At 43.4% G+C, this 21,431-nt stretch carries 18 protein-coding genes; 10 read left to right on the top strand and 8 right to left on the bottom strand.

Annotated features, from left to right (window positions below):
* Window positions 1–143: 143 nt before the first annotated feature.
* The gene (locus FHS24_RS12160) at window positions 144–881 is read right to left on the bottom strand and encodes a dienelactone hydrolase family protein (protein ID WP_183621388.1); all 738 of its coding nucleotides are present in this window, start codon (window positions 879–881) and stop codon (window positions 144–146) included.
* Between the two features lie 239 nt (window positions 882–1,120).
* Here FHS24_RS12160 and FHS24_RS12155 point away from each other — a divergent pair, with 239 nt between their 5' ends.
* The gene (locus tag FHS24_RS12155) at window positions 1,121–1,648 is read left to right on the top strand and encodes a YcgN family cysteine cluster protein (RefSeq protein ID WP_227671813.1); all 528 of its coding nucleotides are present in this window, start codon (window positions 1,121–1,123) and stop codon (window positions 1,646–1,648) included.
* On the opposite strand, the gene FHS24_RS12150 is transcribed toward FHS24_RS12155, so the two are convergent.
* Entirely contained in the window at window positions 1,638–2,936 is a 1,299-nt protein-coding gene (locus FHS24_RS12150; RefSeq protein WP_183621386.1) for an Lnb N-terminal periplasmic domain-containing protein, read from the bottom strand. The two genes, FHS24_RS12155 and FHS24_RS12150, sit on opposite strands and share 11 nt — an antisense overlap.
* A gap of 278 nt (window positions 2,937–3,214) precedes the next feature.
* Here FHS24_RS12150 and FHS24_RS12145 point away from each other — a divergent pair, with 278 nt between their 5' ends.
* The 5 genes from FHS24_RS12145 to FHS24_RS12125 all read left to right on the top strand — a co-directional run bounded on the left by FHS24_RS12145 (window position 3,215) and on the right by FHS24_RS12125 (window position 10,771).
* Window positions 3,215–4,114, top strand: a complete 900-nt coding sequence (locus tag FHS24_RS12145) for a CBS domain-containing protein (RefSeq protein WP_183621385.1) — start codon at window positions 3,215–3,217, stop codon at window positions 4,112–4,114.
* 330 nt (window positions 4,115–4,444) lie between these two features.
* Window positions 4,445–6,019, top strand: coding sequence for an apolipoprotein N-acyltransferase (gene lnt / locus FHS24_RS12140; RefSeq protein ID WP_183621384.1), 1,575 nt, complete (start codon window positions 4,445–4,447; stop codon window positions 6,017–6,019).
* A 161-nt stretch (window positions 6,020–6,180) separates the two neighbouring features.
* Window positions 6,181–6,624 (top strand): hypothetical protein, encoded by a 444-nt coding sequence (locus FHS24_RS12135; RefSeq protein ID WP_183621383.1) that lies wholly within the window; start codon window positions 6,181–6,183, stop codon window positions 6,622–6,624.
* A 321-nt stretch (window positions 6,625–6,945) separates the two neighbouring features.
* Window positions 6,946–8,502 (top strand): peptide MFS transporter, encoded by a 1,557-nt coding sequence (locus FHS24_RS12130; protein WP_183621382.1) that lies wholly within the window; start codon window positions 6,946–6,948, stop codon window positions 8,500–8,502.
* A gap of 433 nt (window positions 8,503–8,935) precedes the next feature.
* Window positions 8,936–10,771: an aminopeptidase P family protein gene (locus FHS24_RS12125; protein WP_183621381.1), complete on the top strand. Its 1,836-nt coding sequence runs from the start codon at window positions 8,936–8,938 to the stop codon at window positions 10,769–10,771.
* 124 nt (window positions 10,772–10,895) lie between these two features.
* Here the strand turns inward: FHS24_RS12125 and FHS24_RS12120 are convergent, their stop codons facing one another.
* The 3 genes from FHS24_RS12120 to FHS24_RS12110 all read right to left on the bottom strand — a co-directional run bounded on the left by FHS24_RS12120 (window position 10,896) and on the right by FHS24_RS12110 (window position 14,831).
* Window positions 10,896–11,837, bottom strand: a complete 942-nt coding sequence (locus FHS24_RS12120; RefSeq protein WP_183621380.1) for a cell envelope integrity TolA family protein — start codon at window positions 11,835–11,837, stop codon at window positions 10,896–10,898.
* Window positions 11,838–11,965: 128 nt separating this feature from the next.
* The gene (gene fabF / locus FHS24_RS12115; protein ID WP_183621379.1) at window positions 11,966–13,369 is read right to left on the bottom strand and encodes a beta-ketoacyl-ACP synthase II; all 1,404 of its coding nucleotides are present in this window, start codon (window positions 13,367–13,369) and stop codon (window positions 11,966–11,968) included.
* A gap of 106 nt (window positions 13,370–13,475) precedes the next feature.
* A complete protein-coding gene (locus FHS24_RS12110) occupies window positions 13,476–14,831 on the bottom strand; it encodes an anhydro-N-acetylmuramic acid kinase (RefSeq protein ID WP_183621378.1) in 1,356 nt (451 codons plus the stop codon).
* Window positions 14,832–14,950: 119 nt separating this feature from the next.
* Here FHS24_RS12110 and tyrS point away from each other — a divergent pair, with 119 nt between their 5' ends.
* Complete coding sequence (gene tyrS, locus FHS24_RS12105) at window positions 14,951–16,162, top strand: tyrosine--tRNA ligase (protein ID WP_183621377.1); 1,212 nt, start codon at window positions 14,951–14,953, stop codon at window positions 16,160–16,162.
* 130 nt (window positions 16,163–16,292) lie between these two features.
* Window positions 16,293–16,523, top strand: coding sequence for a DUF1653 domain-containing protein (locus FHS24_RS12100; protein WP_183621376.1), 231 nt, complete (start codon window positions 16,293–16,295; stop codon window positions 16,521–16,523).
* A gap of 78 nt (window positions 16,524–16,601) precedes the next feature.
* Here the strand turns inward: FHS24_RS12100 and FHS24_RS12095 are convergent, their stop codons facing one another.
* Complete coding sequence (locus FHS24_RS12095) at window positions 16,602–17,558, bottom strand: alpha/beta fold hydrolase (protein WP_183621375.1); 957 nt, start codon at window positions 17,556–17,558, stop codon at window positions 16,602–16,604.
* A gap of 235 nt (window positions 17,559–17,793) precedes the next feature.
* Between FHS24_RS12095 and FHS24_RS12090 the strand changes: the two genes are divergently transcribed.
* Window positions 17,794–18,450 (top strand): hypothetical protein, encoded by a 657-nt coding sequence (locus tag FHS24_RS12090; protein WP_183621374.1) that lies wholly within the window; start codon window positions 17,794–17,796, stop codon window positions 18,448–18,450.
* A gap of 24 nt (window positions 18,451–18,474) precedes the next feature.
* Here the strand turns inward: FHS24_RS12090 and FHS24_RS12085 are convergent, their stop codons facing one another.
* Together FHS24_RS12085 and upp are read right to left on the bottom strand one after the other, a co-directional pair.
* The gene (locus FHS24_RS12085) at window positions 18,475–19,227 is read right to left on the bottom strand and encodes an SDR family NAD(P)-dependent oxidoreductase (RefSeq protein ID WP_183621373.1); all 753 of its coding nucleotides are present in this window, start codon (window positions 19,225–19,227) and stop codon (window positions 18,475–18,477) included.
* A gap of 55 nt (window positions 19,228–19,282) precedes the next feature.
* Complete coding sequence (gene upp, locus FHS24_RS12080) at window positions 19,283–19,930, bottom strand: uracil phosphoribosyltransferase (protein ID WP_149490868.1); 648 nt, start codon at window positions 19,928–19,930, stop codon at window positions 19,283–19,285.
* A gap of 311 nt (window positions 19,931–20,241) precedes the next feature.
* On the opposite strand from upp, the gene FHS24_RS12075 reads away from it, so the two are divergent.
* The gene (locus FHS24_RS12075; RefSeq protein ID WP_183621372.1) at window positions 20,242–20,898 is read left to right on the top strand and encodes a DNA glycosylase; all 657 of its coding nucleotides are present in this window, start codon (window positions 20,242–20,244) and stop codon (window positions 20,896–20,898) included.
* Window positions 20,899–21,431: the final 533 nt, after the last annotated feature.

Genomic DNA, 21,431 nt, shown 5'->3' with positions numbered 1-21,431 from the left:
TTGCCGATAGTATGCGATAACTTGCATTTTAAAGTCTAGATCGTAACGCATAAAAATACCCCATAAGTTGTGTCCAACTTATGGGGTTCAGTTCAAAGCGGCCCTTTTTTAATTATCTTTTATAAGGTGTATTTTTCAGAGGTTTATGCCAAGTTGGTTTTCATAAACTCAAGCATATTCTCCCAGCTTTGCTTAGCAGCAGCCTCATTATAGCCAAGGTCGACGCCATTTTTGGCAGCGCGTTCATCAGCATGCGGATTGGTAAATCCATGCTTAGCGTTATCATATACATCGATAGTGTAGTCAACATCGGCGGCATCTAGCTCAGATTTTAGACCTTCAATTGCCTCCATGGACACCATTGAATCATCACGACCGTGCGCGACCAATACTTTAGCTTTAAAGTTATTGTCCGCTGGCTGTTTTGGCGATGGGTTGCCATGGAAAGTAGCAACCGCTTTTAATGGCATGCCTTCGCGCGCCATATCGAGGACGATTTTACCACCGAAGCAATAGCCAATTGCCGCTAGGTTATCGCGATTAACGGCCAACTGGTCACCAAAATCATTGAGGATTAAACGGCAGCGGTCCATCAGCATATCTTGATCTTCAAGTACTTGTGTCATCCACATATTTGCCATGGCTGCATCGCTGGTCAGTTTACCTTCACCGTAAACATCCATCGCCACGGCGGCATAGCCTGATTCTGCCAAACGCTCAACCACTGATTTTGGATGATCGACCACGCCCCACCATTCTGGCGCGACTAAAATACCCGCTACTGGATTATCATCTGAGGCATTTTCTGGCAGCGCTACATAGCTGATAAGTTGGACGTTATTTTCAGTGGTACTGATTAATTCAAAGGTCTTAATTGACATATTGTTGTCCTTTTTTATGTATTGAGTGTTGTTTTATAAATATGAATAATGCGTATATTTGCTCAATCCTTTTGCTTACTCGTACTACCTTAACGCCCAAGTTAACCAAAAACAGCTATAATACTGTAACGCTCTTTATCAAAATGTCTCTTTAAAAAAACGACTATAACGCTATGACTATCAACTTGTTAAATAAATCTGCAACCAACTCAAAGCCTGACTCAGGTGAGCAATCAACGATGAGTTTATTTCCTGAAAGTCAAAATACATCTAATGAGACCATACGTCCACAGTTTTGGTCACGTTTTGCGATGTCAGAATTAAACCATAGCGAATGGGAGGCCTTGTGTGATGGCTGCGGCAGTTGCTGTCTCATTAAATATATCGACGATGAGCACGTTAGCGACGATGACAATAGTCATGAAGCAGAAATGGTCGAATATACCGATGTGACTTGCCAGCTGATGGATTGTGCGACGGGCTATTGTCAGCACTATGACACGCGCCAAGAGCACGTGCCCGATTGTATTCAGTTGACCATGGAGAATTTGCCACAGATGATGTGGCTACCGTCGCACTGTGCTTATAAGCGTTTGTATAAAGGTCAGGGTTTGCCAAGTTGGCATTTGTTATTAACCCAAGATGCGGTAGCAACCCAGCAGCAAATGCGCGCTGCCAATGTTGGCGTAGCAGGGCGCTGCGTCTCTGAAATTGGTATGTCTGATGAAGAGATGGAAACGCGTGTGGTGAATTGGGTTAATCCTTAGCATCAGCCGCCAATTTAGCACTGGCTTCGGCATCCGTTTGCGAATCAGCCAATGGTGGCATAGGAATGTCTTGCCGAATCTGCTCAGAGAATTTACGGCTATTAGTCGCGCTGTTTCCTACTTGATTATTAAAGCCGCGAACCTTGGCGTTGATATGGGTGCGCTCGTACCAAGTATCCATTGACCAAGGCTGAGCGTCTTTTTCAGGATTGGCGTCGAGCATACCAACGTCATATAGATAGTTTGGTAGCCAACCAGATACCCAAATCCGATAATCCCATGGCAAACGGTCGCCACTGACGATACGCGCCATATAAAAAATAATATTGGTACAGTTGCTCATCAACGTATTATACCAAGCCGGCTTGGCATTCAATTCGTCGGCAGCGGTTAGATAAGATTCAAATAACGACTTGACCTCATGCTGCTGTAGATTGCTGACCGGAAACAGATAAACTTGCTCGCCGCGCGCATTGGTACGCGTGTAGATAATATCGCGCTCCTCTGCGGCAATCAGGCTCAATTCAAAACGTCGAAAAAATCCTGCCAATGCCGAAAATGATTCGCCATTTTCTTTACGAATCTCAAATGAGAAGGCAAGCGGTCTATCATCTTCAAAGCGGAAACTGACTAAGGTATGAGCAATCAGCGGTCCCATCCAATAAGAGTTGGTGACATCGACGCCAGATAATTTCGACATATCAATGGTGCGCGTATCCCAGTGTTCGGTCGCTTCCTTATCCGTATGCCAATCAAAGTTACGTACATTGCTAAAAGTAACCAAATCAGGATTATCGGCATCGCGCTCATACGTGACCCGCTCACTAACTTCAGGCATCCAATCGCGATTTTGCTCAGGCTCGATAGACATAAACCAACCAAGACCGACAAACCAAATAGCCGCATATAAGCCCATCAGCCATTTGCTTGCCGATTTTTTATTTATATTTCTGCTTGTTTTTGCATGATTGGTTAATTGACTATTCGCTTGTTGGTTATTTAATGGTTTAGCAGGACTTGGCCAATAACGACTACTAAGCAAGGCTATCAGTACGCCAACAATCACGATAGTTGCCAGCCACGTGATGATCGAGCGCACGCCAAATTGATACCAAAGTGCCATTAATAGCCAAATAGCGGATAGCAGCAGCGTGGTAACGATAAAAAACTGCACAAGGTAATATCGCCATGTCCGCTTTTGCTGGCGACCATGAGCTGCACCATTCTCTAAGCGATGGCTGTTTGAGAGCGGCATAAGTAGGCGAGAGAAAAACGAGCGTAATGACATAGTGTTTGTTATTGATCAATAAAGGCTTTGACCATAGCAAAGTTTATAACACACTGACAATACAATTTGAGTGAATTTGTCGTTGAATGTCAGCAAGCCTTGCGATAAAGTGAAACACATTAAGCTGGTCTATTTATATTTATTATTTAATCATCTAATGATAAATGGCTGGTTTTATTTATTACTTTAATCCCCATCTACATTTTTTATGATTTTACATGACATTCACAATTGCTATTAACTCATTCTATTAACTAAAGAGGTTAAATCACATCACCATGTCTGACGACACTCCCAGCCCGAGTAGTTGGTCGATGCGCGGCTTAAAACGCTGGCTATCGACCGCCCCCGAAACCCGTGATGAACTGATTCGTTTGGTACAGGACTCGCGTCAATTCTTAGAGCCTGATACCGTCGATATGCTAGAAGGCGTGCTCGACCTGCCTGCGACCCAAGTTCGCGAAATTATGACCCCGCGCCCGCAAGTGGTTGGGCTGCATGAAAGCACCAGTCTTGCTGAAGTAATGGACATCATTCTTGAGACCACGCACTCGCGCTATCCGGTATTTGATAGCCAAGACGACGATGCTGTTATCGGCATCTTATTGGCAAAAGATTTGATTCCTATTCTCGTGCATATGGTGCGCGACCAAGAAGACAAAATCGACAGCAAACGTCTTAGAGACCTTGTCCGTCAGCCACTCTATATCAGTGAAACCGCACGCTCTGATACCTTGTTACGCTCATTACAGCGCACCCAAGTACACATGGCGATTGTCGTCGATGAGTTTGGTAACTTTGGCGGTGTGGTGACCATGGAGGACTTACTCGAGGAAATCGTTGGTGATATCGTCGATGAGCATGATGATTTCGATGAAGACAGTGATATCAATAATATTGTTGCCGACCCTGAAAAGCCAAATACCTGGCGCGTGCAGGCGTCGACCGTGATTGAAGACTGTAATGATGAGCTTGGTAGTCACTTTGATGATACCGATGTCGACACCATGGGCGGCTTGGTTATGCAGGCGCTCGGCTACGTTGGTGACCTAGAAGGTGAGAGCGTGGTTATCGATGAGTGGCAAATTACCATTACCGATGTTGAAGGGCGCTTTATTCAGAATCTTGAGCTCACTAAAATCAATGCTGACCAGCAAATACTGATAGGCAGCCATTAATTTATTACTGAGTTTTTTATTATTAAGCTTTGGATAATTGCCTAGCGAGTTTATCAGTAATATTATAATTTGATGTCTTTATAGCTATGAAAAACACGATTGCGGTCGTGTTTTTTTTGCTTTTAAAAGCCGTGTTTTGCAACGCAAATTTACCCATTGAGTGATACAGACTGGTATCATGGGCAAGTTTGATTTTTGAGTAGTGTCTTTATCGGTATATAGATGGCTATCAATTAAGCGTTGAATGCGCCACTGATTGAATCCCTCAAAGTTAATATTAAAGTTTGATAAGTTTTAAATTACTGAATAATAAGGTTTTGGATAACTGCTATGCGTCTGTCTACTGTTGATTTGCAAAAACGTCTAAACCCCGATAAGCCAAAGGGCTTACCTATGGTGTTGACTATATTGATTGCGTTGCTGGCAGGGGCAGTGTTTATCTTTGCGCTCGCGCCGTATGGCTTTTGGCCAGTCGCCTTGGTGTCGCCTGCTATTTTATACGCGTTATTGATGCCGCAGATGAGCGGCAAGCGCGCATTTGTCATTGGTCAGGCTTATGGCACGGGACTCTGGTGCGTGGGGGCATTTTGGCTATATACCTCTATCCATGTCTATGGCGATACACCGGTATGGATAGCACTGATTATGATTGCGCTGATGGGTCTAGGCATGGGGCTATTTCATGGCTTCTTAGCGTTATTTTTTAATCGGGTGGTTGGCAAGCAGCCGTTATCATTTGCGGCGCTTTGGGTACTACAAGAGTGGATGAAAACCTGGTTGTTTACGGGTTTTCCATGGTTATTTGTCGGTTATGCGTTTACTGAGCAATATTGGCTATCGTCATTAGCGCCAGTCGCTGGTGTGTTCGCTGTTTCCTTTGTTGCGGTATTACTGGCGGCAAGTTTGGTTGAGCTATTGCGTCGTCGCGGCGGTTATATGATTCCTGCCAGCGCTTTATTGGTGGTAAGCTGCGCATTATGGTTGATAAATCCACAATGGACGAAGCCAAAAGGCACGCCTGATTTATCAGTGTCATTAATCCAAGGCAATATCCCGCAAGATTTAAAATGGCTGACTGAGTATCAGATAGAAACGCTAAAAATCTATGCGACTTTGAGCAGTACCGAATGGGGCAGCGATATTATCTTGTGGCCAGAATCTTCCATTCCCATGTTTCAAGATGAAGCGGTTGGCTTTATTAATGAGATGGTAAAAATGGCCAAAGAAACCGACACCACTTGGGTCACCGGCATTCCTTATAAAGATGAAGCGGCTTTTGATGCCAAAACTGATAAATATCCACCGTTTTATAATAGTGTGATTGCGTTAGGTGCGGAAGCAGAAGGACTGTATAAAAAACAGCGCTTAGTACCGTTTGGCGAATATATTCCGTTTGAAGGCATGTTAGATATTCTGCCTAATCTGGCGGGTAGCCAAGATATTTTAAGCTACAGTCGCGGTAGTGACAATCAATCACCGCTGCGGGTTCGTGGACATAACTTGGGCGCAGCAGTGTGTTATGAGGTTGCTTATCCTGATACCACCCGTAAAAACGCCATCAACACTGACTTTTTATTGACCATCTCAAACGATGCGTGGTTTGGTAGCTCGGCAGGTCCACTGCAGCATCTGCAAATGGTACAAATGCGAGCGTTAGAAAATGGTCGCTGGTTTATGCGCGCGACCAATACGGGTATCACCGCTATCATTGATCACAAAGGTCGTATCGTTGAGCGCGCCCCGCAGTTTGAGCGCACGGTATTACGCGGTGATATTCAAGCACGTGTTGGTAATACGCCGTTTATGAACTTTGGTAATTATCCTATTCTAATCATCATTGCGCTTCTATTATTATTAAGCTATCTTGGCAAGCGTGCGGCCCCGCGGACGCGTTTGGTTGCCTAGGTTGCCATTTAGCAATTTAATAAGTTGAACGTGATGATATAGAGCGGATTTCACTTTTTTTATGAATAAAACCTTTAAATAGTTAAGGGTTTTCACAAATCGGTATAAATTGCGATATAATAGCCCAATATTTTAAATATTCTGTGCAAGGTGGATAAGGTATGTCAGAAGATATCGTTAATAACAACCCCAAGAAAGAGTTCCTATATGCTTTAGGCGGTGTTGCCTTATTTTTAGGTATCGTCTTATTGATTGGCATTTCTGGTTTCTTACGTCCAGCGGGTGAGCATATCACTCCTGAGACCATTGAAGCGTCAGCCGCCGAGGAGGCAGAAGCAACTGCTGCCCCTGAAGAAGCTGCGACTGCTGAAACAGCGGCCGCGCCTGCAGCAGAGACTGATGCAGTAACGAGCGATAGCGCAGCGGATGCTAGCGTAACGCCAGCTACTGATGCAGACAGTGCAGTGGTGAGCGCCGAAGCTGGTACAGCCACGGCTGAAGGTGCTGTTAATCAAGCAGCGGTTGCTGATGCTGACTTGACAGCCGAGCAAGCCGATGCTGATTTGGATGCTGGCACGACTGAGAAAGCTGCGACTGCAGAGTAATTTTTATTCAGATAGCTGCTGCTTCAATTTTTAGACATAGCGATAGATTTTGTAATAGCCATATCTTTTATAATATTGCTTATAATGTCTCTGAGATTAATTAAATAAAACGATCATGGTGATTGTTTTATTCGTACAGCACAAAAAACCCGCCCTTAGCGAATTGAGGGCGGGTTTTTTTGTGAGTGTTTGTGTAATTATTAAACCTTTTTTTCTTTACTTGGTACTAGGAAAGTGAAACAATAATGCGCCTATATGACCGCCTAGCAGAATAATTAGAAGTTTGGTCATCATTACAGTGGTCTTTAAAGGAATGAATTTATGAGCACAGACTCACAATCGAATGCTAGTGCTGCTGAATTAGAGGCATTAGATAATGGCTTTATGGGGCATCCTAAACCATTAAGCCCGTTATTTTTCACGGAGATGTGGGAGCGTTTTTCTTATTATAGTATTCGTCCATTATTAGTACTATTTATGGTGGCGACGGTTGGTAGTGGTGGCTTTGGCTTTGATGAATCAACAGCTTCTGCCATCTACGGTATTTTTGCCGGTTCATTATATTTGGCGGCAGTACCGGGCGGCTGGTTGGCTGATAACTGGCTTGGTCAAGAGCGGGCACTGTGGTGGGGCAGTATCATTATTGCGCTTGGACATTTATGCATTGCTTTGTCAGCTATGTTTGGCATGGTGCTATTCTTTGTCGGTTTGATGTTTATTGTCATCGGGTCAGGATTGTTTAAGACCTGTATTACGGTCATGGTTGGAGCTTTGTATCCCGAATCAGACAATCGCCGTGACGCAGGATTTACTTTGTTTTATATGGGCATCAATATCGGTGCGCTATTGGCAGCTTTAATTGTTGGGGTGTTTAGAGAAAAAGGCATGTGGCATGCAGGCTTCGGTGTCGGTGGTCTTGGTATGCTGGCTTCATTACTGATTTACCGTTTTTCAGCGAGAAAAACATTAAATCGTTATGCGCGTGCCAAAAACATCACCGCTGATTGGGAACATGCAAATGATCGCTTTACAAATATAGGGCGCTGGGTACTAGGTATTGCCGCTATTTTGGTGGTGTTGATTGTGCTAATTAGCACCGGTTTGATGCCATTTAATCCGATATTGGTCGCAGAGTACATGACCTATACCATCGCAGCTGTGGTACTGCTATATTTTGCGGTGATGTTTATGTCATCACGGTTGAGCTCCTCTGATAAAAAACGCTTACTGGTCTGTCTGTTATTGATTATTGGTTCGACCTTGTTTTGGTCAAGTTTTGATCAACAGCCAACCTCGTTTAACTTATTTGCTGACCGTTATACAGATTTAGAAGTCATGGGTTTTCATATCCCAAGTATCTGGTTTCAGTCGCTCAATCCATTATTTATTTTATTATTAGCGCCCATTATCAGTATTTTGTGGGTGAAGCTCGGTGCTAAAGGTCTTGAGCCTAATAGCATGGTAAAATTTGCGCTTGGTATGTTGTTAGCCGCTGCAGGTTTTGGGCTGATGATTATGGCTTCAAAAAGTATCTTGGTCGCTCCCGGTGCTTTGGCATCACCACTGTGGTTGGTTGGCAGTTTGTTTTTGCTGACTCTAGGTGAGTTGGCATTAAGCCCTGTTGGTATGTCGTCAATGACGCGCTTGGCACCTGAGGGTATGCAAGGTCAAATCATGGGGTTGTTTTTTGCTTCTATTGCCATGGGTAACTTGGTCGCCGCCTTCTTTGGTAGCCATGTCACCGCTGATAAAATCGAAGGCTTACCGGATTTATTCTCTATTATGACCATGTTCTTGGTAGTGACCGCGCTGATTTTATTAGCATTGTCAAAACCGATGAGCAATATGATTAAAAACAGTAGTAATATTAGGATGTAAGCAAAGAATGTAAGTAAGAGGCTAATATAAGCATAAGAGTATTAGTGCTATTGATAGCAGTTGTTGGATAAGTGATAAAATACAGAAGCTACTAAACAGTGGCTTCTTTTATTTTGAGTCATCCGTCATTTTTGCGATTCTTTCACAATTCTTTGACGATTAAATGGGTATTGCTGTTAAAGGTATTTATAAGTTGGTTATCATCCCCATATCGTTATATGCGCTAGGTTGTATCTGTAGCAAACTTAATCAAAGCCCACTTAATCAACCGCTAATAATCAGCTGATGATGTCAGTTTATAATAACAATATATCGAGAACGTATCGATTATGCAGCACTGTAGTGAGATGAGTCTTTCCTACTTAAGCAGCGTTTTATACAGTTTTGTACTCGTGCTTTTATACTAAATTTTTTATATAAAATAAGGGACGTTATGTCTACTCAAGAAGCCACTTCAAAAACCGAAATTCAACAACGTATTACCAGCCTGCGTGCTGCTATTGCGGCACAAGATTTGACGGCGATTATCGTGCCGTCAGCCGATCCGCATTTATCTGAGTACTTGCCTGAATATTGGCAAGCACGCTTATGGTTATCAGGGTTTACAGGTTCGGTCGGTACGCTCGTCGTTACCGCTGATTTCGCTGGACTGTGGACGGACAGCCGTTATTGGGTACATGCCGCTCATCAGCTAGCAGGTACAGGTATCAGCTTAGAGAAGCTCGCGCCTGGTCAACCAAACCATATTGACTGGTTAGCTGAGCACTTGCAAGAAGGTGATAGCGTGGCAGTCGATGGTAATGTGCTGTCCATCGCTGAGCAAGACAGATTGCTTGATGCTTTTGATGCCAACGACATTACCTTAATCACTGAACGCGATGTATTGACAGATATATGGAGCGATCGTCCAACACTGCCGTCAGCACAACTTTACCAACACGATGAGCAGTTTGTTGCGCAGTCTGCGACTTCAAAACTTGCCGCCGTGCGCGCAGGTATGGCGGATGCAGGTGCAACCCATCATTTGCTTTCAAGCTTAGATGATATTGCTTGGTTGACCAACTTACGCGGCGCTGATGTTGATTATAACCCTGTATTCTTGGCGCATATGTTGATTGATGCGGATAAAGCGACGTTATTTATTGATAATAATAAAGTCAGCGCTGACATTGAAAAAGCGCTAAAAGACAGTGGTATCACGCTCGCTGATTATGAAGCGGTGCAAGAGGCCTTGGGTACATTAACGCCAGAAGATTTATTATTACTAGACCCAAGTAAAGTGGCAGTGGGCACGCTATCGAAGATGGCGGATAATGTTGGCTTTATCGAGCAAATGGCACCAAGTACTTTGCTCAAATCGGTTAAATCTGCTGCGGATATCGATCATGTGCGTGAAGCCATGCGTCAAGACGGCGCGGCATTAAGTCAATTCTTTGCTACATTTGAGCAGCGCCTAACAGCCGGTGAGCGTTTAAGTGAACTTGATGTCGATAGTATGCTCATTGAAGTGCGTAGTCAGCAGCCACATTATGTCTCACCAAGTTTTCCAACCATCGCAGGCTTTAATGAAAATGGCGCATTGCCGCATTACCGTGCGACGCCAGAAAAATTCAGCTACCTTGATGTCGCTGAGGGCGAGGGCGGATTGTTATTGATTGACTCAGGTGCCCAGTATCAAAACGGCACCACCGATATCACACGCGTGGTCGGTATTGGCAAAGTAAGTTCTGAGCACAAACGCGACTTTACCACCGTCCTTAAAGCTCATATTGCGTTAGCAAAAGCACATTTCCCTGATGGCATTGCTTCACCACTCATCGATGCGATTTGCCGTGCGCCATTATGGCAGGCACAGATGGATTATGGCCATGGTACCGGGCATGGCGTTGGTTACTTCTTAAACGTTCATGAAGGCCCGCAAGTCATTGCTTATAGTGCCAGCACGCCAAAAGAGCGCGCAATGAAAGTAGGTATGATATCCAGTAATGAGCCAGGTTTATACCGTGAAGGTAAGTGGGGTATTCGTATCGAAAACTTGGTGGTAAATACGCCAGTGGCTAATGTTACGGAAACTGAATTCGGCAAATTCTTAAACTTTGAAACCATTACTTATTGCCCAATTGATACGCGTTTGATTGAGCCTGCATTATTAACCCAAGTAGAGATTGATTGGCTGAACGACTATCATAGCCAAGTTTATGCCGAGCTAAAAGACCGTGTTGATGGTGCAGCACTTAAGTGGTTAACCGAGCGTACAAAAGCTATCTAAAGTAAAAGTTTATATTTGCGAATTTAAAACAAAAAAAGCCCCGTAAAATCTACGGGGCTTTTTTATTGCTATAGGTCTATAGCTAGAGATTCATTGCTATCAGTTTATGAACGAATAGCAGTATTTAGTTTTTTTGCGACTCTTTATTGGTTCCTACTTTATCTTCGCTTAAATTTTGAGTCATTTCCGCACGTAACCAAGATTTTAAATTTTCAGACATCAGCATCATTTGCTCACTAAGATAATCATCAATTTGCATTTCAAGCTCACGGATCAGTTCTTGATGTTCTTTGCTCAGGTCTGCATCTTTTAATGACAGCTTGATGGCAGCGCTGGCTTTATCATTGACCGCTTTGATACTGCTGTCGTCTTTAATACGCTTATCATTAACAATATGACTATCACTAATTGCATTGCCGCTAATCATATTGGCATGCTCGCTGACAGTTTTGTTTTCAGAGCGGTTGCTAGAGTCATTATTAGCATCAGTTTTTATGGCATTTAATGATTTAGCAATTTGAATTTTATCATTACTGCTATCAGCATTGTCATTAATATTATCTACGCTTGGCGCTGTGACCTTGTTAGTGTCATTAGCATGAGTGATAGCAGTCTTAGCATCAGAACCGCTTTCATCAGAACCTTTTTTATCCGTCGCCAGTTGTTCATTTTTCTGTGGCTCTTTTTGCGCCGCTTCTGCTTCTTCACGTTGTCTGGTTTCTTCTTCTACCTTAGCCTCTGCTTTACGCTTAGCTTCTTCTGCCGCTTGTACTTTTTGTTGTTCTTCTAGGCGTTCTTTTTCAGCAGCAGCGCGCGCTTGGGCTTGTTTGTCCGCGATGGCTTTGGCAATCGCTTGTTCCGCTTCATGATTGTCATAGAGATCGTCAAGATGCTCGTCTAAGTCATGAGTGCTAAAAACAAAGGTTTCAAAAGGCGTCTCTGTTTGTAATAACGTGGTAATGTCTTTTAACTCTTGGGTGATTGCCGCGCGTATAGGCTCAGGTGCACACGTCCAGCGTTGATAAAACTGAGGAGAAAATGAGTAGCTTGACATGGTATCTTCCATAAATGTTCCAAAAATTACCCCTTATCATACGCAAGTACGATAAGGGGCTGCAAGTGGACAAACGTAGTAAATCTGACACCAAGGTTACAACGGCGAAGTACAAATGCTTGTTGGCATTCTTTTTAGATTTAGGGTTGCACTGGCCAACGGGCAAATATCAGCGACCCATTGGTGCCACCAAAGCCGAAGCTGTTAGATACTGCATATTGTAGATTCTCAACTTTGCGTGATTTATTAGCAACATAATCAAGGTTACAGTTGTCTTCGACATTGTCTAAATTAATGGTTGGCGGTACATGCTGATGCTGTAGAGCAAGCACGGTAAATATCGCTTCAACACCACCAGCGGCACCTAATAAATGACCTGTCATGGATTTGGTTGAGCTGACCAATATACTATCTTTCACTGGCGCAAAAACGGTTTCAATTGCAATGGATTCGGCGACATCGCCAGCAGGGGTGCTTGTCCCATGGGCATTGACGTAGCCAACCGCAGCAGGATCGATACCGGCATCGTTTAATGCATTGCGCATGGCTCTTGCTGCACCGCTACCATCTTCTGGTGGTGCAGTAATGTGGCTTGCATCATCACTCATGCCAAAGCCAACCAGCTCAGCCAATATCGTCGCACCGCGTGCTTTAGCATGCGCAAGGCTTTCAAGCACCACGACACCAGCACCATCACCGAGCACAAAACCATCACGGTCTTTATCGAAAGGGCGCGAGGCTTTGGTTGGCTTGTCATTGCGAGTTGAGAGGGCGTGCATTGCCCCAAAACCTGATATACCAAGCGGGCTTGAGCCTTTTTCACTGCCACCTGCCAGCATTACATCGGCATCACCATAAGCAATCAAACGCGCGGCGAGACCGATAGCATGAGTCGCGGTAGTACAAGCAGTCGATGTCGCAAGGTTTGGACCTTTTAAGGTGTGCTTAATCGCAACCAAGCCTGCTGCCATATTGACGATAGAGCCAGGGATGATAAAGGGCGACACTTTCAGCGCGCCTTTTTCACGTAGGGTATCACGACTGTTTTCAATGGTTTGAATACCACCAATCCCTGACCCTAAAATCACGCCAAAGCGTTCTTGGTCGACATTCTGCACAGCTGTATCAGCAGCGCTGACTTCGTTGATAAAACCAGCATTTTTCAATGCCATGGCAGAGGCGGCAACGGCATAATGCATAAACTCATCATAGCGGCGCGCGTCTTTGGCATTCATATATTGCTTAGCGTCAAAATCTTTGACCACGCCAGCAATTTGCGCACGATAGTCAGTCGCATCAAAATGGGTAATCGGTGCGATACCGCTCTCGCCATTAAGCAGGCTTGCCCATGAGCTTTCGACATCTAATCCCAAAGGCGTCACCGCGCCCATACCGGTGACCACCACGCGCATATCGTCAGAACGCTCGTAATGCGGTGGTTTCTGTCTAGGCTTATATGACTGTTTGGCAGCAATATCCACGGGAGTATTATTCGTCGCTTGTTCGGTAAGTGAGTCGGTTGGTAAACTGCTGTACTGGCTCATGCGCTATATCCTGTACTTAAGGTCCTAAGAGGATGTTATTTCAGAAGCCATTATAAAACACATAAGTGTACGTATGTAAACTAAAATTTAACCAATTAATCAGGAATTAAGCAAAACAGACTTGTCCCAATACCACACCTTTACTTGCGCCAGTCACCGCTGGTAAGTTACCGGTTTCACCCATCAGCGTTTGTCGTGATAGCCATGCAAAGGCGACGGCTTCGACCCAAGCGGGATTCAGCCCTAAGCTTGCAGTGGTTTCTACTTTGCAATGAGGCAAATGCGCTTGCAAGCGGGTCATTAAATAATCGTTTAACGCACCGCCACCGCAGACGTAAACCGAGCTATTTTCTTTTGCATTAATAAACATATTAATTTGCATACTGGAACTCATGGCGGTCAGCTCGGTCAAAGTTGCTTGCACATCCGCTGATGAATAGCGAATATGAGCAGACGCTTGGTCAAACTTTTGCAGCTCGCTTTGTAGCCATGCTAAGTTAAAGTCTTCACGCCCCGTGCTTTTCGGATAGGTTCGCGCAAAAAATGGATGCTCTATCAGCTGGTTAAGTAGCGGCTCAACGACTTGTCCTGACTGCGCCCATTCGCCACCAGCATCGTAACCTTTATCAGTATGCAATGCCGTCCACGCATCCAACAGTAAATTGGCAGGGCCGGTATCATAGCCAATGACAGGACTATTGTTACCAGAATTAGCATCAGCTGGCAGGACGGTGATATTGGCAATACCGCCCAAGTTTAATAACACCCGTGTGCTATCAGGCGTGGCAAATAAGGCTTGGTGAAAAGCAGGAACCAAGGGCGCACCTTGACCACCAACTGCCATATCACGACGGCGAAAATCACTGACGACGCTAATGCCAGTACGCTCAGCGATGATATTGGCATCGAGCAATTGCAAGCTAAAACCCATTTGCGGACGATGTCGCACGGTTTGACCGTGACAGCCAATCGCTAGCACCGACTCTACATCAGTATTTGACTGCTGCAATAAATTATTGACCACCTCGCTGGCAAATTCAGCATATTCTTTACTAGCCCAACCGAACCAGTCTAATTCGCTGTTTGGTTCACCCATTGTTGGTATTAATTCTTGGACACCATTAGGCTGACATAATGCTAATAACACTTCACGCAAGCGCGGCGGGAAGTCCTGACTACGAGTTGCTAATAGTCGCATCGGCTGTTGAGTGTTTTCTTCCCCACCGAATTGACAAAGAACCGCATCCATACCGTCTAAGCTAGTGCCAGACATCATACCGATATATAAGCCATCATCGAAGTTTTCAAACACCGTTTGCTCAAGCGCATCGGTCAAGGTGGCATAATTTAAATCGTCAATATGCTCTAGGCTATTTTCTAGACCATTATCTAAAGTATGGTCTAAATTCATAGTCGAATTGATATTATCATTAGTATCAGCAATCGATGTAGGGTTGGTCATGGCAATTTACCTTAAAAAACGCTAGTATATCTCTCAAATTCTAACATCTTTTACTGGCTACGAGATTCTAATTGGCCCAAACGTATTACCCTTTTAATAAAGACAATAAAGAGAGCATCATGACCACTCAAACCTACACCCTAGAAGAACAGCTTGCGCTAATCCAACGCGGTACGCAAGAAATCCTATCTGAAGACGATTTGGTTAAGAAGTTGAAACTGAATCGCCCGCTGCGTATCAAGGCAGGCTTTGATCCTACCGCGCCTGACCTGCATTTGGGTCATACGGTGCTGATTAATAAACTCAAGCATTTTCAAGATTTGGGTCATGAGATTTATTTTCTAATTGGCGATTATACTGCCAAGATTGGTGATCCGTCTGGTAAAAACAGCACACGTCCGCCATTGACCGATGAGCAAATCAAAGTCAATGCTCAAACATATGCTGAGCAAGTTTTTAAAATTCTAGATAAAGAAAAAACTAAGATTGTCTTTAACTCTGAATGGTTTAAAGATATGTCAGCGGGCGATATGATTCAGCTCTCTAGCCAATTGACCGTCTCGCGTATGCTTGAGCGTGATGATTTCTCTAAACGCTATGCGGCGCAAACCCCAATTGCCATCCATGAGTTTTTATACCCATTGGTACAAGGTTATGATTCTATCGCGCTCAAAGCCGACGTCGAGCTGGGCGGTACTGACCAAACCTTTAATATTTTGATGGGACGTACCCTGCAAGGTCGTTATGGTCAAGAGCCACAAGTTTGTATTACGGTGCCAATTTTAGAAGGGCTAGACGGCGTTAATAAAATGTCGAAGTCGCTCGGTAACTATGTTGGTATTTACGATGCGCCGGGCACCATGTACCAAAAACTACTTTCGATGCCAGATACTTTAATCCGTCGCTACTTTGAATTTTTAAGCTTTAAGCCGATGGAAGAAGTTGAAGGTTTAATGAAAGAGATGGAAAATGGTCGCAATCCACAAGAAATCAAACGTATTCTTGCTGAAGAACTAATCGAGCGTTTCCATGATGCCGATGCGGCTGCTAATGCGCACAAATCAGCGGGTAACGTATTAGCTGATGGCGAATTGCCAGTTGATTTACCAGAGGTAACGCTAGACTTAGAAGGTGCTGAAGCGTTATTTATTACCCAAATCCTAAATCAAGCAGAGCTTGCCAAAAACAGCTCATCTGCTAAAGATATGATTAAACGTGGCGCGGTAAAAGTAGATGGCGAAGTAGTCGATGCGGGCTTTAGCTTAACCTCTGGTCAGACAGTCGTTATCCAAGCAGGTAAAAAGGCTTATGCGAAAGTGACGGTTGCTTAATAAGTGATTGGGACAAGCTATTGGTATTAAAAATAAGGTCGACATTGATTGTCGGCCTTATTTATTTTGCGATATGAATTTATAGCGACAGTATTTGATTCGTACCTTTATAATAAATTAGGATTCAATCATGACAGAAAAAACGGTTCCCCAAGGCATTTACCGCCATTATAAAGGCAGCCTTTACCAAGTATTGCATACCGCGCAGCATTCAGAAACTGAAAAAGCGTTAGTCATTTACCGCTGCCTATACGGCGAGTATGGCGTGTGGGTACGGCCATTAGCGATGTTTACTGAAACTGTCATGGTAGATGGAAAAGAAGTACTGCGATTTGAGTTGGTTAAAGCATTAGCTGATTAATTTTTCAAAAACTTTAAAGCTCTTTGCCCAAATAAAAAGCGACCTTAGCGGGTCGCTTTTTATTATATGAATAAATAATCAATCCTGCAAAAACCCTTTTAATACCTTATAAAACCCAACAGGCTCATCCATTGGTATCGCATGACCTGATCGTGGCAGTACGACCTCAGTTGCATTGGGTAGCATCTGGGTGATTTTTTTCTGCCACTTAGCATCATACAGCTTAGAGCGTCCGCCAATCAGATTGACCACTGGAATAGTGACCCGCTCTAAAGCGCCGCGGAAGTCATAGGGTAATGTCAAATAGGCTTGCAAGCAGCGCATTTTATGATGCCAAATACTGTGGTCATAAAGCGCAAGTTTGGGATCGTTTTTATAGGTCATCACTTGTATAAATGCTTTTGAGCGCGTGCGATTAACGGATAGTAGAGAAAACAGTCGTTCGACATCCGTTGCACGGCGTTTCAGGGCAAAAGGCAGATGGGTAAAGCTTTCCATATCAGCATAAGGCAACGTCCTATCAATTACCTCATGAAAAATATCAAACACTTCCTGCTGCCGCGATCCAAACAATCCACCTTGCCAGTCAGACTGGTTATGAATAGCAGGACTTTGGTCAATATTCATATAGCGGCTAACTTTTGCGCTGCCATAACGTTCAAAATACGCCCACATCACTTGTGCGCCCATCGAGATAGCGGCAACTGGCAAGGATTCTATATTGCGCGCCAAGCAAATTTGTTTAATGACGATGTTGATATCATCGGCATATTGACGGACAAAATCAAACTGGGTCAGCTTAATATCTTTTGCCACCCCAAATCCTCGTAAATGCGGCAGGTAAAATGCATATTTGCCAAGCAATGGGAAGATAAATGGTAAAAACTCACGTGCATCCATACCGTAAGCATGTAAGAGCATCACAGGTTTACCGCTTCCTATCACTGACACTGGCAATAGCGTGCTGTCAGTCAAAGCAATATGAATCGTTTTCAACTGGTAGTCAGCAGGCAAGTTAATTAAGTTTTTCTTCATAAGGCGATGACCCTTGTTTTCATTAATCAGTTTTATAAAGCCGATTTAGCCGAAATGCGTTATCTTAAAAGTACTTATTCCACCAATGAAAGACTGTTATATTAAAGTAGGTAACTGACCATAGCATAAAATCTATTTAGTGGTGAAAGCAGCTTAGAATTATAAGTACCGACTTATTATGCGCTGTAACCAATCGAATCAAATATTAGTAAATGAAATATAAGGATATTAGGGTATGAACAAGTCGATGTTAGCATTGCTTGATAGCAGCCTATATCCACAAAACTGGCAGCAGCAAATTTTTAATAATCCGCAGGCGCTTTTACTAGAAATGCTGACAGCAGATATCACAACAGATGCCGACGCTTTCACAAAGCAGCTGTTAAAAAATGATACTTATCAAGAGTGGATTAATAGCAGCGTATTTGGACGTTATTTACATCGTAACTTTACTGCGTTCTCTCAGCAAACAGAAGACAGTTTTAATGCAGATATGCCTTTGCTATTTCGTCAAGAGTTAATGCGGCACGCGCAGTATTTGCCGCTAGAGCAAATATTGCTCTTTGCAGGAGATTTGCCAAAAAGCGTGCGCCAGACAAAGATTTTAAGCACAACGGTTAATCCTGCTACCGCCATCATTAATGCTCAGCAGTTAAGTGCAAAATCTACTACCAATAATCCAACCATGATTATCAATCAGATAGTGATTAAGAGTAAGCAAGTCTTAGGATTTCCGATACGCCACAATAAACGCACTAGCGAGCGCTTACGTAATGAAGTATTGATTTTAGACTTTCAAGATTTGCGCTTGGTCAATGAAGAGAATATCAGTAGCAAAAAAAGAAGCAATATAGATGAGACTATATTGCTTCGGTCTTATGAATTACGTTAATAAGTCAAACGGTAGGCTAAAGGTTTAAGAATCCTGCTTGGCAATCGTTAAGCCATTATAGGTTTGCGCCACTGGCATGACTTCTAAGCGATTGATATTGATATGAGCCGGCGATTCAATCAGCCATAATAAGATATCGCCAATATCATCGCCGGTCATGGTTTTAAAGCCATCATAAACCTTGGCGGCTTTATCGTCATCGCCATGATAGCGCACGTTTGAAAACTCAGTGCCCGCCACATTACCTGGTTCAAGGTTGGTCACCCGCACTTGTGTACCGATTAAGTCCGCGCGCAGGTTTAAGCTAAACTGTTTGACAAAGGCTTTGGTCGCGCCATAAACGTTACCGCCAAAGTATGGCCAGCTGCCAGCAATAGAACCAACATTAATGATATAACCGCTATCGCGTGCGACCATCGCTGGCAAGACCGCATGGGTCACCGCCATTAGACCTTTAATATTGGTATCGGTCATACGCATCCAGTCATCAAGACTGGCATTTTGCGCAGGCTCTGTGCCAAGTGCCAGTCCAGCGTTATTTACCAAAACATCGATTTGCTTAAAGTTGTCAGGCAAATCTGTAATGATTTGCGGGATAGACGCTGTATCACTCACATCCATGACCACAGGTAAAAACGCCTCGCCCAAAGTGTCTGCCAAAGCATTGAGCTTGTCTAAGCGTCTGGCACAGCCAATCACGCGATGACCATTGGCAACCAAACGTTCGGCCAACGCTTTACCAAACCCAGCGCTTGCCCCTGTAATCAATACGTTCATCTTATATCCTTATCATTGAGGTTTTGTGCCCATGTCTTGGTTTATTTGCTTTGTCTTACTTATTGAATAGTTGCTTACCAAAAATTTTATCACCAGCATCACCAAGACCTGGAATAATATAACCATGCTCATCCAAATGGCTGTCTAGTGCGGCGGTATAAATGGTTACGTCAGGATGTGCTTCATTGACCACGCGTACGCCTTCAGGTGCGGCAACTAATACCAATGCTTTAATATTGGTACAGCCGTTTTTCTTCAGCATTTCAATAGTTGCAACCATTGAGCCACCGGTGGCTAGCATTGGGTCAATGATAAGGGCTGGGCGTTTGTCCATATGGCTGACAAATTTTTCAAAGAACGGTACAGGCTGAAGCGTTTCTTCATCACGCTGTAAACCGACAACAGAGATTTTTGCTGTCGGAATCAAATCGAGTACGCCATCTAACATACCAATACCCGCACGTAAAATAGGTACAATTGTTGCCGTCTTACCGATAATTTGCTCACCAGTAATTTCACCGCACCAGCCTTCCATTGGAAAGGTTTCAATTTCAAAATCGCGGCTCGCTTCATATGCCATCAAGCGTGCAAGCTCTTTGGTCAATGTGCGAAACTTATAAGTACTACAGTCTTTTTCACGCATGAGGCTGAGTTTATGACGGACTAACGGATGATCGATGACAGTGATTTTTAAGTCGCTCATAAGTTCTCTCTTGGTTTTTGGTCTGATGCTTGCGCAGTTAATGCGGTTGCCATTAGTATAAAAGATACAAACACTTACTGCACTTCAACCCTATATCTAGCCCATAAATAGTAAGCTAAATGCTTCAATAATAAATTAAGCCAAATGCATTTATAACAGGATTGATTTTATTTAAGCCGACTATGTTTGACTATAATAGCGCCCTAACAAATGAAGTAGTGTTTAGGCTTGCTATGATAGCAAAAAAACCGCTTTTCTGATGAAGAATCTTATGACTATACAACCATCTCATACGCGTGATAATACTAAAAATGAATAATAACTTGATATTGTCTGAAGCCCGCGCCGCAGAAGTAGAAACCCATCCGTTCGGTCCGGTTTTACCGCCCGATGCCACCGTGATGATGATGGGTACTTTTCCGCCGACCGCTGATAAATGGGCAATGCGCTTTCACTATCCAAACTTCTATAACGACATGTGGCGTATCTATGGTAGTGTTTTTTTTGATGACGTGGATTATTTTAGAGTAGGGGATGAGAAGCGCTTTGATCCTGAGCGTATTCGTGCCTTTATGTTTGAGCGCGGGATTGCTTCTTGTCCAACGGTTAATCAGGCTATTCGTGAAACAGGCAATGCCTCAGATAAAAACCTAACTGTCGTCACGCCAGTTGACCTAGATAATATCTTGCCACAAGTGCCAAAGGTTGAGACCTTATTTACCACGGGCGGTAAAGCCACCGAGGTGTTACTGAACTTATTAGCCGAACCGCCTGCCAAGTCTAAGTATCCTAAAACCAATCAAAGTATGGACTATCCTTATGAGTGGCAGAGGGGTAATAATAAAAAATCTGATGTTAATAATCTTACCTTATATAGGTTGCCTTCAACGTCACGCGCATACCCTTTGGCGTTAGATAAAAAAGTCGCTGCCTATAAAGAGTTTTTTAAAAAGATAGGTAAACTATAAAAGAGTCATATGTAGAGGGTCATATATGTGGCTGTTATATAGAAAAGGTAAGCGATTTTAACCAAAAAGACTATTTATGATAAAGGCAAAACTTATGATAAAGGCAAAACTATTTTAAACTTATTTTAATCTTAACTGACTGATAAATAGAAGGTATTAATGATAAGGCCAGATAACTGCTAAAATAGAGGACAAACCCCCTTGACCCCCTACTAAAACCGCGTATAATGCCACCCAGTCGGAAGGGAAGGCGGATTGGAGTGGATTACCACTGATTACTAATAGCGGGTTTTAACCAAGCTAGTAACTAATCATCCAGCCCAACGAATTCATTTTAGATTAACTTAGTTTAAAATAAAATAATTTAATTCTTGACTTAACAATTTAAGCGTCTATAATACGCACCTCATTAAGACGAACTGGAATGACTTATATGTGAATTACATATAATAAACCCAGATAACTTATTGAAACAATTTATAAAAAAGCTTGACAAACCAAATCATTATGATATGATAGTCAGCTCGCTTCAA

It is taken from the genome of Psychrobacter luti, from assembly GCF_014192115.1.
Lineage (GTDB): Bacteria > Pseudomonadota > Gammaproteobacteria > Pseudomonadales > Moraxellaceae > Psychrobacter > Psychrobacter luti.
This window is presented reverse-complemented; position numbering and strand designations above follow the sequence as displayed.

Excerpts from the sequence above, each read along its gene's own strand:
- FHS24_RS12110 (WP_183621378.1), bottom strand. The coding sequence starts at position 14,831 with ATGACCAACCCTACATCGATTGCTGATACTAATGATAATATCAATTCG.
- FHS24_RS12100 (WP_183621376.1), top strand. The coding sequence starts at position 16,293 with ATGACAGAAAAAACGGTTCCCCAAGGCATTTACCGCCATTATAAAGGC.
- FHS24_RS12150 (WP_183621386.1), bottom strand. The coding sequence starts at position 2,936 with ATGTCATTACGCTCGTTTTTCTCTCGCCTACTTATGCCGCTCTCAAAC.
- FHS24_RS12090 (WP_183621374.1), top strand. The coding sequence starts at position 17,794 with ATGAACAAGTCGATGTTAGCATTGCTTGATAGCAGCCTATATCCACAA.
- FHS24_RS12160 (WP_183621388.1), bottom strand. The coding sequence starts at position 881 with ATGTCAATTAAGACCTTTGAATTAATCAGTACCACTGAAAATAACGTC.
- FHS24_RS12075 (WP_183621372.1), top strand. The coding sequence starts at position 20,242 with ATGAATAATAACTTGATATTGTCTGAAGCCCGCGCCGCAGAAGTAGAA.
- upp (WP_149490868.1), bottom strand. The coding sequence starts at position 19,930 with ATGAGCGACTTAAAAATCACTGTCATCGATCATCCGTTAGTCCGTCAT.
- fabF (WP_183621379.1), bottom strand. The coding sequence starts at position 13,369 with ATGAGCCAGTACAGCAGTTTACCAACCGACTCACTTACCGAACAAGCG.
- FHS24_RS12120 (WP_183621380.1), bottom strand. The coding sequence starts at position 11,837 with ATGGAAGATACCATGTCAAGCTACTCATTTTCTCCTCAGTTTTATCAA.
- FHS24_RS12130 (WP_183621382.1), top strand. The coding sequence starts at position 6,946 with ATGAGCACAGACTCACAATCGAATGCTAGTGCTGCTGAATTAGAGGCA.
- FHS24_RS12125 (WP_183621381.1), top strand. The coding sequence starts at position 8,936 with ATGTCTACTCAAGAAGCCACTTCAAAAACCGAAATTCAACAACGTATT.
- FHS24_RS12155 (WP_227671813.1), top strand. The coding sequence starts at position 1,121 with ATGAGTTTATTTCCTGAAAGTCAAAATACATCTAATGAGACCATACGT.
- FHS24_RS12085 (WP_183621373.1), bottom strand. The coding sequence starts at position 19,227 with ATGAACGTATTGATTACAGGGGCAAGCGCTGGGTTTGGTAAAGCGTTG.
- lnt (WP_183621384.1), top strand. The coding sequence starts at position 4,445 with ATGCGTCTGTCTACTGTTGATTTGCAAAAACGTCTAAACCCCGATAAG.
- tyrS (WP_183621377.1), top strand. The coding sequence starts at position 14,951 with ATGACCACTCAAACCTACACCCTAGAAGAACAGCTTGCGCTAATCCAA.
- FHS24_RS12145 (WP_183621385.1), top strand. The coding sequence starts at position 3,215 with ATGTCTGACGACACTCCCAGCCCGAGTAGTTGGTCGATGCGCGGCTTA.
- FHS24_RS12095 (WP_183621375.1), bottom strand. The coding sequence starts at position 17,558 with ATGAAGAAAAACTTAATTAACTTGCCTGCTGACTACCAGTTGAAAACG.
- FHS24_RS12135 (WP_183621383.1), top strand. The coding sequence starts at position 6,181 with ATGTCAGAAGATATCGTTAATAACAACCCCAAGAAAGAGTTCCTATAT.